General features: G+C 44.3%; 16 protein-coding genes and 1 riboswitch. Of the genes, 10 read left to right on the top strand and 6 right to left on the bottom strand.

Going from position 1 to position 14,532, the window contains the following annotated elements; all coding sequences use genetic code 11:
- Positions 1 to 61: 61 nt before the first annotated feature.
- The 4 genes from ACSQ2E_RS17445 to ACSQ2E_RS17430 all read left to right on the top strand — a co-directional run bounded on the left by ACSQ2E_RS17445 (position 62) and on the right by ACSQ2E_RS17430 (position 4,333).
- Positions 62 to 634, top strand: a complete 573-nt coding sequence (locus tag ACSQ2E_RS17445; RefSeq protein ID WP_435992581.1) for a cysteine hydrolase family protein — start codon at positions 62 to 64, stop codon at positions 632 to 634.
- Between the two features lie 146 nt (positions 635 to 780).
- Positions 781 to 1,410 carry a TetR/AcrR family transcriptional regulator gene (locus tag ACSQ2E_RS17440; RefSeq protein WP_435992574.1) on the top strand — a complete coding sequence of 210 codons (630 nt, stop codon included), beginning with the start codon at positions 781 to 783 and terminating at the stop codon, positions 1,408 to 1,410.
- A 2-nt stretch (positions 1,411 to 1,412) separates the two neighbouring features.
- Complete coding sequence (locus ACSQ2E_RS17435) at positions 1,413 to 2,114, top strand: ABC transporter ATP-binding protein (RefSeq protein WP_435992571.1); 702 nt, start codon at positions 1,413 to 1,415, stop codon at positions 2,112 to 2,114.
- Positions 2,114 to 4,333, top strand: a complete 2,220-nt coding sequence (locus ACSQ2E_RS17430; protein WP_435992569.1) for an FtsX-like permease family protein — start codon at positions 2,114 to 2,116, stop codon at positions 4,331 to 4,333. The genes ACSQ2E_RS17435 and ACSQ2E_RS17430 overlap by 1 nt, the downstream gene beginning before the upstream one ends.
- Before the next feature lie 70 nt (positions 4,334 to 4,403).
- On the opposite strand, the gene ACSQ2E_RS17425 is transcribed toward ACSQ2E_RS17430, so the two are convergent.
- Both ACSQ2E_RS17425 and ACSQ2E_RS17420 read right to left on the bottom strand, forming a co-directional pair.
- Positions 4,404 to 4,955: a hypothetical protein gene (locus ACSQ2E_RS17425; protein WP_435992567.1), complete on the bottom strand. Its 552-nt coding sequence runs from the start codon at positions 4,953 to 4,955 to the stop codon at positions 4,404 to 4,406.
- A 48-nt stretch (positions 4,956 to 5,003) separates the two neighbouring features.
- On the bottom strand, positions 5,004 to 5,228 hold the full coding sequence (locus ACSQ2E_RS17420) for a DNA-formamidopyrimidine glycosylase family protein (RefSeq protein WP_435992565.1): 225 nt from the start codon (positions 5,226 to 5,228) through the stop codon (positions 5,004 to 5,006).
- 219 nt (positions 5,229 to 5,447) lie between these two features.
- Between ACSQ2E_RS17420 and ACSQ2E_RS17415 the strand changes: the two genes are divergently transcribed.
- Positions 5,448 to 5,534: a homocysteine S-methyltransferase family protein gene (locus tag ACSQ2E_RS17415; protein WP_435994613.1), complete on the top strand. Its 87-nt coding sequence runs from the start codon at positions 5,448 to 5,450 to the stop codon at positions 5,532 to 5,534.
- 154 nt (positions 5,535 to 5,688) lie between these two features.
- Here ACSQ2E_RS17415 and ACSQ2E_RS17410 read toward each other — a convergent pair whose 3' ends face one another.
- Positions 5,689 to 6,588, bottom strand: a complete 900-nt coding sequence (locus tag ACSQ2E_RS17410; RefSeq protein ID WP_435992563.1) for a Gfo/Idh/MocA family protein — start codon at positions 6,586 to 6,588, stop codon at positions 5,689 to 5,691.
- 176 nt (positions 6,589 to 6,764) lie between these two features.
- Positions 6,765 to 6,868, top strand: a riboswitch (purine riboswitch).
- A gap of 135 nt (positions 6,869 to 7,003) precedes the next feature.
- On the opposite strand from ACSQ2E_RS17410, the gene ACSQ2E_RS17405 reads away from it, so the two are divergent.
- The 5 genes from ACSQ2E_RS17405 to ACSQ2E_RS17385 all read left to right on the top strand — a co-directional run bounded on the left by ACSQ2E_RS17405 (position 7,004) and on the right by ACSQ2E_RS17385 (position 11,652).
- Positions 7,004 to 7,867, top strand: a complete 864-nt coding sequence (locus ACSQ2E_RS17405; protein ID WP_435992561.1) for a 5'-methylthioadenosine/S-adenosylhomocysteine nucleosidase — start codon at positions 7,004 to 7,006, stop codon at positions 7,865 to 7,867.
- A 110-nt stretch (positions 7,868 to 7,977) separates the two neighbouring features.
- Positions 7,978 to 8,763, top strand: a complete 786-nt coding sequence (locus ACSQ2E_RS17400; RefSeq protein WP_435992559.1) for an SDR family oxidoreductase — start codon at positions 7,978 to 7,980, stop codon at positions 8,761 to 8,763.
- 159 nt (positions 8,764 to 8,922) lie between these two features.
- Positions 8,923 to 9,789, top strand: a complete 867-nt coding sequence (locus tag ACSQ2E_RS17395; protein WP_435992557.1) for a TRM11 family SAM-dependent methyltransferase — start codon at positions 8,923 to 8,925, stop codon at positions 9,787 to 9,789.
- Between the two features lie 270 nt (positions 9,790 to 10,059).
- Complete coding sequence (locus tag ACSQ2E_RS17390; protein ID WP_435992555.1) at positions 10,060 to 11,103, top strand: fatty acid desaturase; 1,044 nt, start codon at positions 10,060 to 10,062, stop codon at positions 11,101 to 11,103.
- Positions 11,104 to 11,178: 75 nt separating this feature from the next.
- Entirely contained in the window at positions 11,179 to 11,652 is a 474-nt protein-coding gene (locus ACSQ2E_RS17385) for a response regulator (RefSeq protein ID WP_435992553.1), read from the top strand.
- 229 nt (positions 11,653 to 11,881) lie between these two features.
- On the opposite strand, the gene ACSQ2E_RS17380 is transcribed toward ACSQ2E_RS17385, so the two are convergent.
- The 3 genes from ACSQ2E_RS17380 to rluF all read right to left on the bottom strand — a co-directional run bounded on the left by ACSQ2E_RS17380 (position 11,882) and on the right by rluF (position 14,390).
- A complete protein-coding gene (locus tag ACSQ2E_RS17380; RefSeq protein ID WP_435992551.1) occupies positions 11,882 to 12,880 on the bottom strand; it encodes an anion permease in 999 nt (332 codons plus the stop codon).
- A 14-nt stretch (positions 12,881 to 12,894) separates the two neighbouring features.
- Complete coding sequence (locus ACSQ2E_RS17375) at positions 12,895 to 13,512, bottom strand: DUF47 domain-containing protein (protein ID WP_435992549.1); 618 nt, start codon at positions 13,510 to 13,512, stop codon at positions 12,895 to 12,897.
- Between the two features lie 170 nt (positions 13,513 to 13,682).
- Positions 13,683 to 14,390: a 23S rRNA pseudouridine(2604) synthase RluF gene (rluF, locus tag ACSQ2E_RS17370; protein ID WP_060671787.1), complete on the bottom strand. Its 708-nt coding sequence runs from the start codon at positions 14,388 to 14,390 to the stop codon at positions 13,683 to 13,685.
- Positions 14,391 to 14,532 lie beyond the last annotated feature (142 nt).

The following is a 14,532-nucleotide window of genomic DNA, read 5'->3' as shown; positions in this document are numbered from 1 at the left end:
AAAAAGATTACCGAACGACATCCATTTAAAAGAGGACTAAAATCGAAAAGGGGTTTTATATGTGAAGCAGGCATTACTTGTCATTGATGTACAACAGGAATTAGTGGAAGGAAACGAAAAGGAACAGGTGGTCTTTCAAAAAGAAAAACTGATCGAGACCATCAACACAGTGGTCGCCAAGGCAAAGGAAGCGGACGCACATATTGTCTTCATAAGGGACAAAGACGTCGCAGGTGGTAACGGCGAAGGGTTCCAGGTACATCGGGACCTTGAGATTCCGGATCATGCAGAGGTATTTGATAAGCTCGCTACCAACTCGTTTTACAGGACGCCGTTACTCTCATTTTTAAAAGAAAAAGAAGTAGGGCATCTCGTGATTGCGGGTTGTCAGACCGAGCACTGCATCGACACGGCTGTCCGCTATGCGACGGTGAGCGGATTCGATGTCACCCTGGTGGCTGACGGGCACTCCACCAAGGACTCTCAAGCCTTGAAGGCGGAGCAAATCATTGCCCATCATAATGCTGCTTTGAGGGGACATTACAATGTGGATCATTTTTCGGATGTGAGATCATCCAATGAGGAACTGTTCCAGCCGAAGCATGATGAGTATCGAAAGGAATATGGAATGTAGAGAGGACGAGCCCATTTCATTTGATGAAGTGGGCTTTGTTATTTCTGAGACAAGCACTGTTTGACAATCAATATTCTTCCAGTTAAAATATGAATGTATTCATAAATGAACGCGTTCATATTTTTATAACTAAAGGAGCACTGATTATGGCAGGATTACGTGAAGATAAGAAACGGCAAACACAGCTGAACATCATGGAATCAGCGAAGAATATTTTCTCTCAAAAGGGATTTGAAACGGCTTCCATGGCTGAAATTGCGAAGGATGCAGGTGTGGGGACCGGGACCATCTACAATTATTTTCCTTCTAAGGGAGCCTTGCTGCTACGGATTTTCACTGAAGAAGCGGAGGAGATGAAAGAAGGGCTTCAAGATCCATTTTCCTCAGAAGAGAGTGGAGATCTGGTAGAAAGTGTGATTGGGGCCATGCAGGTTTTTGCAGAATTTTTTCAGCATTATCCGAAAGCATTTTGGCGAGAGCTGTTTCACGTGATGACGGGAGAAGTGGAAGAGAGCATCCGATTGAGACAGGGATTATTCGGCATTGATGAAGAGATGATGAAGTGGGTCAAGTATTTGATCGAAAGCCATTCAGATTGCTTTGCTGTAAAAATTGATCCGCAAGAAGCGGCTTACGCCATCTATAGTGCAGCCATGTCCGATACGATGTTCTATATGTATAACGAAGAGATGGATCTCAAAGCTTATAAGGAACAATTATCGAGGCATATACAATTTTTATTTGCAGGGAAAATAAAACCGGGAAAGAAGGAATGAAGATGAGCATCTTGAGCATCAATGGGGTCCATAAAACCTATCAAAGCGGCCAAACGACCTTTCAGGCCCTGACGAATATTCACCTTCAAGTCGAGGAAGGGGAAATCGTCGTCATTCTCGGTCCATCGGGTTCCGGGAAGTCCACCTTGTTAAATGCCATTGGAGGCATTGATACAATGGATTCCGGGAGCATTGAGGTTAATAAGAAAGATATTGGCCGATTGAGTGATCGAGATCTTGTGGATTATAGAAGGGAAGATGTCGGCTTTGTCTTTCAAATGTATAATCTGATTCCCAATTTAACGGTCTATGAAAATATCGAATTGACCGCGAATATCAGTCGGGAGGCAATGTCTATTCCGGAGGTGATTCATGCTGTTGGATTGTCGGGGATGGAGGATCGCTTTCCCCGGGAATTAAGCGGAGGACAGCAGCAACGCGTTTCGATTGCCCGTGCCGTCGTGAAGGCTCCGAAATTATTATTATGTGACGAACCGACTGGAGCATTGGATTCAGCCACATCGAAAGAAATTCTGCAGTTGATCGAGAAAGTGAATAAAGAATTTAACACGACAGTCCTTATCATCACCCATAACCAAGCAATCAAAAGCATGGCGAACCGGGTCATCACACTGAAAGATGGGAAGGTTGAATCCGACTTTGTCAATGAACATCAAACCTCCGCTGAAGGGGTTGAGTGGTGATGCCCCTTCGGAAAAAGCTTTTTCGGACCATAATGGAAAAAAAGGCGCAGTTTTTTTCTGCGTGGTTGCTGATTGTCATCAGTTCCATCGTATTTTACGCATTTACAGCAGCCGGAGCAAATCTCATTGATAATTTACAGATGTTTTTTAAGGATAATAAGGTTGAAGATGCTCAATTCGTCACACAACAGCCCTTGAAAAATATCGAAGGAATTGAAAAACGGACTGGGGCAGAGATCGAGCAAAGGATTGCAGCTGATCTTTCCTATAGTCAAGATGCGACTCTAAGGGTGTTGGATGCGACGGAGGATATCAATCTCCCCACTGTGGTGGATGGTGAAAAACTGTCCTCGGATCGTGACGTTTTAGTGGATAAAAGCTTCGCAAAAGCCCATGGATTGACGATTGGAAACGAGATTGAACTGGGAGGGGAGACGTTCCACCTTGCAGGATACATGGCAATCCCGGATTACATTTATCCATTAAAGGATGAATCAGGCTTCCTTAAAAATCCTGATGCTTTCGGTGTCGCAGTCGTGAAGCAATCAGTCATTTCAAACTGGAAAGATCACAAGGTGTATTATAGTGTCCGTCTATTGAATGCATCCCGGGAAAAACTGAAAAAGCAAATCAATCAAAATAACTCCATCATCAAATGGACGGATAAAAAAGATAATAACCGCATTTCCTTCATCAAAGGGGATATTTCCGGTGTCAAAAAAATGGGACAATTTCTTCCCATAGGAATATTATTCATTAGTATGGTGATCATTCTTATATTATTGTGGCGTTTGATGAAGAAGGAATATGTGCAGATCGGTACACTGTATGCCCTCGGCTACAGGAAAAGGGAAATTATCCGTCACTATCTCTCCTATGCAGGCATTCTTGCCATTACAGGAAGCGCCGTGGGAACGATCCTTGGCTGGCTATTCCTGCAGCCATTGTTATCAACCTTTGCGGCTTTTTATAATCTGCCCGTACTTGACGTGAAACTGCATGTGGGTTATTTACTTACGAGCATAATGTTGCCACTTGTTCTATTCATCCCGTTAACCTATTATTTGGTTCACCGTGTCTTGAAGATCCCACCGGTGAGTTTGATAAAAGGGGGGGAGCGAAAGGTGAAAGTGAGCCGGTTTGAACGGTTATTTAAATTGAAAAAGCTGCCGTTCCGACGGAAATTCGTGATCAGGGAAATCATGAGAAACCTTCCCAGGGCACTGTTTTTAATCATCGGGGTGATGTTTGCCACATTATTATTGTTGTTCGGATTCGTCACGAAGAACTCGATGGAGTATCTGGTGACCGATAATTTTCAACAAGTGTACGACTATGAGTACAGCTATCTATTTAAAGCTCCACAGACCACAGAACCTCACTCGGGACAGATCGGAGCTGTGGCACCATTTACGATAGATGATAAGGAGAGCGTTACGATTACGGGCCTTAAGGCGGATAATACAGCCATACGATTAAAGGACGCAAGTGGGGAGAGACTTACGTTCAACTCAGTCATTATGAATAAATCACTCTCAGATAAATTAGGGGTTCGAGAGGGAGAGTCGATTCATGTGACAAATGAATTGACGGATAAATCCTTTACTCTCACCATTGATCACATCGCAGAATCGTATCTTGGAAATATGATTTATATGCCACTTGATGAATTCAACCAATTAAATGACTATCCTTCGGGAAGTTACACGGAAATATATTCAAACAAAGAACTCAACTTACCGAAAGATCAGATTGCCTCGATGACGAAATCATCCGATACGATTGATGGTTTTGAGGAAATGCTCAAGCCGTTGAACTATGGCGTAGCAGCGATTGCCTTCGTTGCAGCCATCATTGCAATCATCATCATCTATATTCTTATCTCCTTATTAATTGAGGAAAATTCATTCAAAATTTCACTCATGAAGGTCATCGGTTATCGGGAGAAATCAATCATGAACATGATGATCGACTATAACATTTGGTTCATCATCCTTGGGTTTGTGATCGGTATTCCTGCCACGCTGCTGTCGATTTCAGCCTTTATGAATTCAATCACTTCAGAAATGAATGTGACCATTCCTGTCAGGCTGGACTGGATGAGTGTCATCATTTGTTTCATCATCATGATCCTATCGTATTATGTGTCCTTGTGGCTTAATCGTCGGAAATTAAAAGGGATTTCAATGAAAGAAGCGATTAACCGTAGTACGGAATAGAATCTGTGGTTTGACGTTAAACTGATAAAAGGGTTCGTGGCAGTAAGATTGCCACGAACCCTTTTATCTATCATTTGATTGATTGACAAACCGGACAATGGTAGAGCCTTCTTGAAGCGGCCACCATCTTCTCGATTTCGCTTCCACAGATGAAGCAAGATTCCGCTTCACGGTTAAAGACCCAGTGACGATAGCCGGATCGCTTCACACCTTTGTCTTTTAGTTTCTGTGCAAGGTCGGGATCATTCGTGATCCCTCCAGTTTTATACGATTGTTTTACTAAACTCATGACCGCATGAGCGGCATTGTTTAATTGATCTTCTGTACAGTCGACAGGTCTGAGGGAAGGATGTATGCCGGCAACAAACATAATTTCAGATCGCAAATAATTACCGATTCCGGCGACAAAACCTTGATCAAGCAATAAAATTGACCATTTGCGGTTTCGGAATCGTTTGTCCTTCATCCGCTCGGTCAGCCCGCCGGATGTTACGTGTTCACTTAAAAGGTCGGGTCCGACTTTTGAAATGAATGGGTGTGATGGCACCTCTTCATCTCTGAGAACCTCGATATCCCACGCACTATAGAGAAGGGCGGATTTTTTCTCGTTATGAAGTGCCATTCGGAGCTGGCGATTTGTTTTCGGGTAATTGTAGGTGTTTCTGATATACTATTTTCCGTAAAGTTGATTGTGGGAGTAGATGGTGTATCCATTGTCAAAGCGGATGAGCATGGCCTTTCCTTTCGTATCGACTCTTGTCACGTTAGACCCCTTCAGCAGAACTTCATAGCCTTCTAAATGAGGGAAGGCAAAATAAACATCTTCGACTGTTTTATTTTTAAGAGCACGCTCAACGTTATCGGCTGCTCTTCTGATTTCAGGACCTTCTGGCATGGCAGTTTCTCCTTTTTTACTATAGTTGTTCCCTATTTATTCTTTCATGTAACCATTGGATGGGCTGGGCTACTTATCAGCTTCAGGGTCTTGACATTGCTCTTTTGAAAGCATTTCCGGATACCTGGGTGAGGCTGTCCTTTCATTAAAGGATGGAGAGACGATAAGTGATGGGACGGGGAGAAAGCATGTTGTGCGTTTGATGAGGATTCAGTAGTTTTGTACGAAGCAGGAGCCCGTATCATTGGTGGTTGCTGCCGTATGCATCCGGGGGATATTGAGGCGATGGCGAAGAGGTGGAGGTAGTCCATACATTTACATACAAAAGCCCAAGTGAAGTATCACTTGGGCTTTTGTATGATTATCGCTACTGTTATTGAATAGAAAACGTCTCTTTGGCGGGACATAGGGGGACGGGTGCTGTGCCCATTCCCCCTATGTTAATCCTTCTATCGTTCAATTAATCAACCATTCCCACAATCCGTTCACAAATGTCATGGGTGATCAAAGAATCCTCGATGGAAGGGTCCGGGTGTTGCCCTTTTTCCGCACAGTTGATAAAGTGATCCACCAGATCATAGAATCCCCGTTTATAGAGTGTCGGTTCCCAATCGCCAAAGGAGGAGACGCTCTTTTCTTTTTTGTGATAATGAGTCGTTTCAACAAGGCTGTCGACGACGTATTTATGATGTCCGGCAGAGTATTCGATGATTTCTTCTGTTACGCCGCCGTCCCGATTCATGATGCCTACGGCGGTACAATTCTCACTGATGAGCTGTATGACAAGGTGATGTAGGAGGTCTCCTCTTTTAAAGGATTGAACCTTCACATCCAGCACGTCTGAATCCATCAGGAAACGAAGGGTGTCGACGACGTGGATGAAATCTTCGACGACGAATCTCCTCGGCTCGTCCGGAGCGGCGAATCGGTTTTTTTGCATCAGGAGGAAGCTCGGTTTCCCGTGCTTTTTCAGTTCCTTTACCATGGGAATGAAACGTCGGTTGAATCCGACCATGGCGATTTTTCCGCTATCTTTCGCAAGCTGCACGATTCGCTCGGTTTCTCCGAAGCTCAAAGAAATCGGTTTGTCTATGTATACATGAATGCCGTTCTCCAAGAGTGTTTCTGATATTTCGTAATGGGCTTCAGTGGCCGTACTGACGAAGGCTGCATCAATGTCTGCAGCTATCAATTCTTCTACCGTCTGAACCCTCTCCTCCACACGATATTTGTCTCCAAGCGCATGCAGCGTCTCGGCATTTCTTGTGCAAAGGACCAGTTCAATGCCTTCTTTTTCAGATAGGACAGGAAGATAGGCTTTCTTCGCAATATCCCCTAATCCGATAAGACCGATTTTCATCGTCTTCACCTCATCATTTTTCTTTTATTATAGTATTCTACAATAAGATTTCAAATGTAACGCTTTCAAATTGAAAAAAGAGATACCCCTTAAACACGAACAATAATAAAATTAATTATAATAAAATTCGTATTTTCATTGATAATAAGTAAAGGGTTTGTTATAGTAACACCGTACCACCATTATATATCGTTACTCGTATATCCTCAGTAATATGGTCTGAGCGTTTCTACCCGGTTCCCATTACAAGAACCGGACTACGGGTTGAAGTATTCGGTTTTTACGGTTTTTTTGCCGTTTTTGCTTTTACTTTGACTTCTGAGATCTGGAACGTAGATGCACTCTACCATGACAGGTCTTTTTCTTTTGACCAAAATCAGCGGGATCCAATCATCAAGAAAAGGGAGAGATTCACATGAAAAAGAAAATCGCATCACTCGCAGCAGTATCTGTACTTGCATTATCTGTTTTTACAGGCTGCAGTTCATCCAACCAAACGGAAGCGAAAGGAAAAAAAGAAGAGCAGCCGATCCTGATTCAGGGGCCGATGCCCATTGAAGCTGAAAAGTTTGCAGGGAAACTGAAAAATGTGAAAGAAGAAAAATCCGGATCATTCGTTTTTTATAAAGGAACGGTGGATGGCTACCCGGTCATCGTTGCCAAGACGGGTAAAGGAATGGAAAATACGGCAGCGGCTACGGCTGTGGCCATTGAAAAGTATGATCCTGTTGCCATCATCAACCAAGGGACATCAGGTGGTCATGATCCGGCATTGCACGTGTTTGATATCGTTCTCGGTGAAAGAACTGTCAATCTTGGTTCGTTAAAAACAGGGAGCATGGCTGATGAAGAAGGAATCGAACCTACAGCATGGAAGCCGATGGACCTGATGGCGTCTGAAGGAAGCGCCGGCGAAGACCCGAATGCAGAAAAAATCCGATATTACGATGGGGACGAGGCACTGCTTGCGGCTGCTAACGCCGTAAAGGACACATATAAAAAGGGCAAGGTCGTCGAAGGGACAATCGGTTCTGCTGACGTGTGGAATAACGAAGTGGACCGTATCCAATGGTTCCATGAGAAATACGGTACATCCGTAGAGGAAATGGAAGGGGCAGCGGCGGCACAAATCGCAGGGGCATGCGATGTACCTTTTCTTGGAATCCGTGTTTTGTCAAATAACAAAACGAACGGCGGAGCGTACAATCCCGACACAGCAGCTGCGAACCAGGAGTATGTGTATGAAGTGGTGAAAGAGTATATTAAAGAGATGGAGTAATTCATCATGTAGGGACCGACCCGTAGTCGGTCCCTTTTAATTTGAAAAAGTTTTACTGATTCTGTTAAAGGGAAGAACATATTATATTAGATTGCCGAGGAGGATACAGAATGGGTAAAACAATTTTCATTACTGGCGCGGGAAGCGGTCTCGCCAAGGGCGCGTCTCTTGGTCTTGCCAAGAAGGGCCACCGTGTCATTGCGACGACCGAGCTTACCTCGCAAAAAACCGACCTGATGAGAGCAGCGGATGAGCAAGGATTGAATATGGAGGTATTCAAGCTTGATATAACGAATGCAAGGGATCGCGAACAAATCTCGAAGTATGATTTTGATATTTTTGTGGCCAATGCGGCTATCAATGAGGGGGGGCCACTCGGTGAAGTGCCGATGGATCGTTTTCGTGCCCTCTTTGAAGTGAATGTGTTCGCCACCCTGGAAACGGTTCAGTTGGCCGCTCAAAAGCTTGTGAAGAAAGGCAGCGGAAAAATCGTGTTTATGAGTTCCATGGCCGGAATTTCAGCAACACCTTATGTCGGTCCTTATACGGCAACCAAACACGCAATTGAAGGGATTGCCCAAACCTTGAAGTCCGAACTTGAAGAGTTTGGAGTGAAAGTCGCCACCATCAATCCAGGTGCCTTCGAAACCGGATTCAATAAGCGGAGCGGGGAAGAGATTTGGAAGTGGTTCGACGACGAGAAGAACTTCACCCGCAAAGAAGATATTCTGGAACAACAGAAAGGACTGGAAGATCAGTTCGATCCTGAAGATATGATTCAAAAGATGATTGAAATCATCCCTGCTGAAAATCACAAATTCCGTACGGTTTATCCGGAAGAAACGGAGAAACAGTTGAAACAGACACAAGAAGAGCGTTGGGAAATGGAAATCTGATTCCGTCAATAAGGAGGGAGGAGACCCTGTAAAGGGGCCCCTCCCTTTTTTGTGATACAATGGTGAAATGCAAAACATCACACGGAGTTGATTACAATAGAAACGAAAAACTATTTATATACGTTTTCTTGGGAGCCGAACGAAGAGTCCCTATGTGCGTTGGAAAGGCGCATCCTGTTCGGAGAGGCTTCTGAATCTGGTATTCTCGAAAGTACGGTGAAGGTCGATCCAAGCAGAAGCCCTTTCATCCGGGAGAGACTGGAGATCATATGCGAAGATACCGAATTGGAAGAATTATTTCATAACATAGAGGGATTAGACGCAGTGGATGGATTCAAGGTCGTGCTTATACAAAACCCTGATGGTGACAGAGTCGGCTTTAAGAAACGGCGGAGGATAGAGAAGGAAATCGGCCTGCATCTGAGAGGCGAAGCGGAACTTGTCGATCCCCATATTTGGTATGGGGTCATTAACACAGGTGACCGCTGGGTGTTTGGGACATATAAGAAAAATGAAGCTGTTTGGCTACACCACGTGAAAAAGCCTCACAGCTATTCCACTGCACTGAGTACCCGTGTGGCAAGAGCCGTCGTGAATATTGCGGCTCCCGAAACGGAAGGGATCAAGATGATCGATCCCTGCTGTGGAATCGGGACGGTTCTGGTAGAAGCCCTGTCCATGGGTATCGATATTGTAGGCAGTGACCGCAATCCGTTGATCCTGGACGGAGTAAGGGAGAATATCGCTCATTTTGGATTGGAAGGGGAAGTGTCGTTAAGGGACATCAATGATGTAACCGGCAGATACGATGTCGCGGTCATTGACCTTCCTTATAATCTTTGCTCCGTCATAACGGATGATGAACAGCTGGAAATGCTAAAGAGTGCGAGACGATTCGCTGAAAGGGTCGTGATCGTGACCTTGGAAGATGTGGATAGAAACGTTAAAAAAGCGGGCTTCGATATTATCGACCGGTGTGAAGTAAGTAAAGGAAGATTTGTCAGACAGATACTTGTATGTGCGTAATGAGTGTGGGAGATTGTTTCCACGCTCTTTTTTATGATATTTTTTCACCAAATCAAGAATATATTTCTTTTTCCCAATAATAATAAAGATAATTGAACTTTTGGCTGAGTGAGAAAAAGTCAGGATTATCAAGGGTTCCGGACAATGTAAACGCATGACATTTTCTCCCTTATGACATTTGTCATGCCCAGCATATGACACCTACTACTAACACGATGATCCCCCTTATCCTATAATGAATTCAACGCCTTAAACGAAGGGAATAATGACATGACAAATATAAAAACGTTGAAAAAAGAAGTTGCTCCTTATGAAAAGTCTACAACGAAGGAAAGTGTCTGGCAGATGATCAACACGCTTGGACCATTCTTTCTATTATGGTTCCTTGCGTATCAAAGTCTGTCAGTATCATACTGGCTCGCCCTTATTCCAATTGTGATTGCCGCAGGATTCTTGACGAGGATCTTCATTATCTTTCATGATTGCACCCATTTTTCTTTCTTTAAAAGCCGTAAAGCCAACCGGGCAGTCGGAACGGCCATGGGTGTACTGACACTGTTCCCGTTCGATCAGTGGGGTCATGAACATGCCGTCCACCATGCGACAAGCGGCAACTTGGATAAACGGGGAACTGGTGATATCTGGACCCTTACCATCGACGAATATGTAGCGGCACCTTTGAAAACACGTTTAGCTTATCGTTTTTACCGTAATCCGCTCGTCATGTTCGTTCTGGGACCGATTTTTGTATTTCTTTTAAAAAATCGATTCAACCGTAAAAATGCACGTAAGAAAGAGCGTCAGAACACGTATTTAGTGAATGTCATCATCGTGGCTCTCATTGCATTGCTTTCTGTCACGCTTGGATGGCAGGAATTCCTTCTTGTGCAAGGGTCGATCTTCATGGTTTCAGGCTCGATCGGCATCTGGTTGTTCTATGTACAGCATACGTTTGAAGATTCCTATTTTGAAGAAGACAAAGAGTGGCAGTATGTGCTGGCAGCCGTGGAGGGAAGCTCATTCTATAAGCTTCCGAAAGTCATGCAGTTCCTGACTGGAAATATCGGCTATCATCATGTCCACCACCTGAGCCCAAGGGTACCGAATTACAAGCTGGAGCAAGCACATCAAAATACGGAGCCATTACAGAATGTACCGACGATCTCACTCTTAACGAGCTTGAAATCGCTTCGCTTCAAGCTATGGGATGAAGAAAATAAGACGTTTGTAAGCTTTAGAGGCATCAAATCCTCAGCGAAAGCGAAAGCGAAATCGAACGCGCACATTTCTAGAGAAGCCAAACCTGAATTATAAACATGCCGACTCTCCTTATGATATTCATATAAGGAGAGTCTTTACTTGATACGGTGTAAAAAGGAGAGGACGCATATGATTCGCATTGTGATAGCAGAGGATGAAGAATGGGTGTTAGGAACAATCGGTTCACTACTGAACCTTGAAGACGATATGGAAATAGTCGGAAAGGCGAGAGACAGAGATCATGCACTGGAACTCATCCACTACATGCAACCAGACCTCCTTATCCTTGACATCGAACATCTACTGAGGGACGGACCTCTGGAAGTGCTGGAATGTCGACTGCTGGTTCTTGCAACGTTCCCTAAAGAGGGATATCTGGAAAGGGTACAGGACACCGGTGCAGACGGTTACTTATTGAAGGATAGTCCGAGTGAAGAATTGACCTCTTCCATTCGCCGTATGATGGAGGGAACGCAAGTATATTCTTCAAAACTCATGGAGAAAAAAGAACCAGCATTATACGAAATCCCCCATGCACCGGGACCGGTGAAGAAGAATTATTTTACGATGATCATGGATAAGATGAAGCATCCGACAGGGTGAATTCGTTTTGTCGTCAGCCCCTCACAGAATCACAGGTGGGGCTCGGCTTTTTTTATTTGTCATCATTAGAATCCATCACGATACGGATTATGGGATGCTTTGTCGAAGGGGACGAGGAGGAATTGACCTTCCAGGGCAAGCGTTACCTGGGGTTCGAGCGTAGGCATCTAAAAGCTCAACAATAAAAGGAAGTCAAAGGGGAGGATTCTCCCTTCTGACTTCCTTTTTATTAGAAAAATACATTCAAGATATAAAAGAAGATGGCGGCAAGACTTGCCGAAATGGGCAATGTGATGATCCATGTGATCAACATCCTTTTAGCCGTTCCCCATTTCACACCCCTCAATCTGTGAGCGGAACCCACCCCAAGGATCGAAGAGGAGATGACGTGGGTCGTACTGACAGGTAAATGAATCACCGTTGCACCAAAAATGACGGCTGCTCCTGTCAAGTCTGCTGCCACTCCATTTACCGGTCGGATCTTCATGATCTTTCCGCCAACGGTTTTGATGATTTTCCATCCACCGATCGAGGTTCCGAGCCCCATGGCTGTTGCACAGGAAACTTGAACCCACGTCTGGATATCAGCGGAGGTTTGATAATTGTTCACGATCAGGGCCATGGTGATGATCCCCATAGCTTTTTGCGCATCATTTGTTCCATGGGTAAAGGATTGAAGTGCCGCTGTCGCAATCTGGATCGACCGGAAATTCCGGTTCGTTTTCGCCAAATTCCGATTCTTGAACACGACCTTGAATATGCTATAGATGATGAATCCAATCACAAAAGCCAAAAGGGGTGAAAAAATCAACGCCTGGATGATTTTAATGAACCCGTTATAATTGAGTGCCGAGACACCTGCCGCCGCGATGGCCGCCCCTGCGATCGCCCCGATCAATGCATGGGAGGAACTGCTCGGTATCCCGTAATACCACGTCACTAAATTCCATGTGATCGCTGCAAGAAGCGCTGCCAGGATGACGATGGTCCCGTTTTCCAGGGAAAAGGGGTCGACGATGTCCTTGGTGATCGTTTTGGCGACTCCTGTGAAAGCGAGAGCGCCCGCAAAATTCATGACGGCTGCCAGGATGATGGCATGCCTTGGCTTTAGTGCCTTTGTCGATACAGCTGTCGCGATGGCATTGGCCGTATCATGGAACCCGTTAATGAAATCAAATGCAAGGGCCCCAACAACGATAAGTATGGTTAAAATTAAAATTGTATCCATTCCTGCAAGACTCCTTATGCATTCTTCATAATAATGGTTTCAAACGTGTTGGCCACGTTCTGACAATAGTCCGCGATTTCCTCAAGCTCTTCATAGATCTCCTTGTATTGAATGATACGAATCGGATCCTTTTCCGTATGGAAGAGATGCTTGATGGATTGACGAAGGATGCCATCACATTTTGATTCTAAATCTTTGATCTTGATGGCATGCTCTCTGATCTGGAGCCATTTTTTCGTAGAGAGAAGTTCGACAGCCGATTCAATCTCATCAGAACATTGGCGGATCGCTTCTACAAACTTCAGCATATATTCGTCTGCCTGGGTGATCGAATACATTTCAAACATAGCGGATGTATGCTCGAGCCCATCCAGTACATCATCCATACTCATAGCCAGCGCCAGGATATCTTCCCGCTCAATCGGTGTGATGAAGACTTTATTCAAGTCCAAAATGACTTCATGCACAAAAAAATCCCCTTTTGTTTCATATTCCTTCATCGTACCTGAAAATTCTTTTAAATCACTCACATTATTCAGTTTATAATCAGCAAAATAATGCGCACTCACTTTCAAATTACCAGCTATTTGACTAAGAAGAATGGCGAATTTATCCTTTTTCTTGAAAACCATGTGTTCTCAAACCTCCACAAAATCTAGTTAGAATTTCTAAACTATTTAATAATAGCGTATATTGTTGAAAATAAGAAGAGCAAATCCGTTTGTTTCTTAAAAGCGTGACAGGATAAAAAAAGGCCGGTGCCCCGACTGTTAGGCAGTCAAGGCACCGGACCCGTCTATTATTACCATTCCTTTGGTTCGTAATCTAAATCCTGAAACAATCGCGTCTTTTCTTTTTTGGAAAGATCGCGCCATTGTCCCACGGGAAGATTTCCTAATTGAATATTCATGATGCGTGTACGCTGCAGTCTGTATACCTCGTATCCAAGAGCTTCACACATGCGGCGGATCTGTCGGTTCAACCCTTGGGTGAGCGTGATCTGGAATACATATTTCGAAATCTGCTCTACTTTACATGGCAGTGTTTTCGTTCCAAGAATCTTGACACCCTCTGACATCTGCTTGAGAAAGTCTTCTGAAATCGGGCGGTCAACCGTGACGATGTATTCCTTCTCATGCTGATTTTCCGCACGGAGGATTTCATTAACGATATCACCGTCATTCGTCAGAAGAATCAGTCCATCGGAGTCCTTGTCCAGGCGTCCGATATTGAATATTCTTAAGGGATGATTAACGAGGTCAACGATATTCCCCTTGACCCCTTTTTCTGTCGTACTCGTTATTCCGACAGGCTTATTCAGAGCGATGTATACATTGTTCCGTGCGACCCTTACAGGTGCTCCGCTCACCAATACATCGTCACCGGGGTTCACTTGGTCACCGATCTTCGCGACCCGTCCGTTGATTGTGACCCTGCCTTCTGTGATCAGCTTATCGGCCCCGCGTCTCGACGCCTTTCCAGCTTCACTGATATATTTATTAATTCGCATATTCAACACAACCTTATACTCAAAGTGATTATACTAAGAATATCGGACTGTCACTTTATTTTCAAGGAAATCCACATTCGCGGTTTTTGGAAAAAATCCCTTTACATTCACGCTGCGTCAACCTGTAAAGTAAGAATTGTCA

It is taken from the genome of Rossellomorea sp. LjRoot5 (assembly GCF_964253455.1).
Classification (GTDB): Bacteria; Bacillota; Bacilli; order Bacillales; family Bacillaceae_B; genus Rossellomorea.
This window is presented reverse-complemented; position numbering and strand designations above follow the sequence as displayed.

Coding starts and splice junctions, on each gene's coding strand:
- ACSQ2E_RS17440 (WP_435992574.1), top strand. CDS start 781: ATGGCAGGATTACGTGAAGATAAGAAACGGCAAACACAGCTGAACATC.
- ACSQ2E_RS17435 (WP_435992571.1), top strand. CDS start 1,413: ATGAGCATCTTGAGCATCAATGGGGTCCATAAAACCTATCAAAGCGGC.
- ACSQ2E_RS17430 (WP_435992569.1), top strand. CDS start 2,114: ATGCCCCTTCGGAAAAAGCTTTTTCGGACCATAATGGAAAAAAAGGCG.
- ACSQ2E_RS17425 (WP_435992567.1), bottom strand. CDS start 4,955: ATGGCACTTCATAACGAGAAAAAATCCGCCCTTCTCTATAGTGCGTGG.
- ACSQ2E_RS17420 (WP_435992565.1), bottom strand. CDS start 5,228: ATGCCAGAAGGTCCTGAAATCAGAAGAGCAGCCGATAACGTTGAGCGT.
- ACSQ2E_RS17410 (WP_435992563.1), bottom strand. CDS start 6,588: ATGAAAATCGGTCTTATCGGATTAGGGGATATTGCGAAGAAAGCCTAT.
- ACSQ2E_RS17405 (WP_435992561.1), top strand. CDS start 7,004: ATGAAAAAGAAAATCGCATCACTCGCAGCAGTATCTGTACTTGCATTA.
- ACSQ2E_RS17400 (WP_435992559.1), top strand. CDS start 7,978: ATGGGTAAAACAATTTTCATTACTGGCGCGGGAAGCGGTCTCGCCAAG.
- ACSQ2E_RS17390 (WP_435992555.1), top strand. CDS start 10,060: ATGACAAATATAAAAACGTTGAAAAAAGAAGTTGCTCCTTATGAAAAG.
- ACSQ2E_RS17385 (WP_435992553.1), top strand. CDS start 11,179: ATGATTCGCATTGTGATAGCAGAGGATGAAGAATGGGTGTTAGGAACA.
- ACSQ2E_RS17380 (WP_435992551.1), bottom strand. CDS start 12,880: ATGGATACAATTTTAATTTTAACCATACTTATCGTTGTTGGGGCCCTT.
- ACSQ2E_RS17375 (WP_435992549.1), bottom strand. CDS start 13,512: ATGGTTTTCAAGAAAAAGGATAAATTCGCCATTCTTCTTAGTCAAATA.
- rluF (WP_060671787.1), bottom strand. CDS start 14,390: ATGCGAATTAATAAATATATCAGTGAAGCTGGAAAGGCGTCGAGACGC.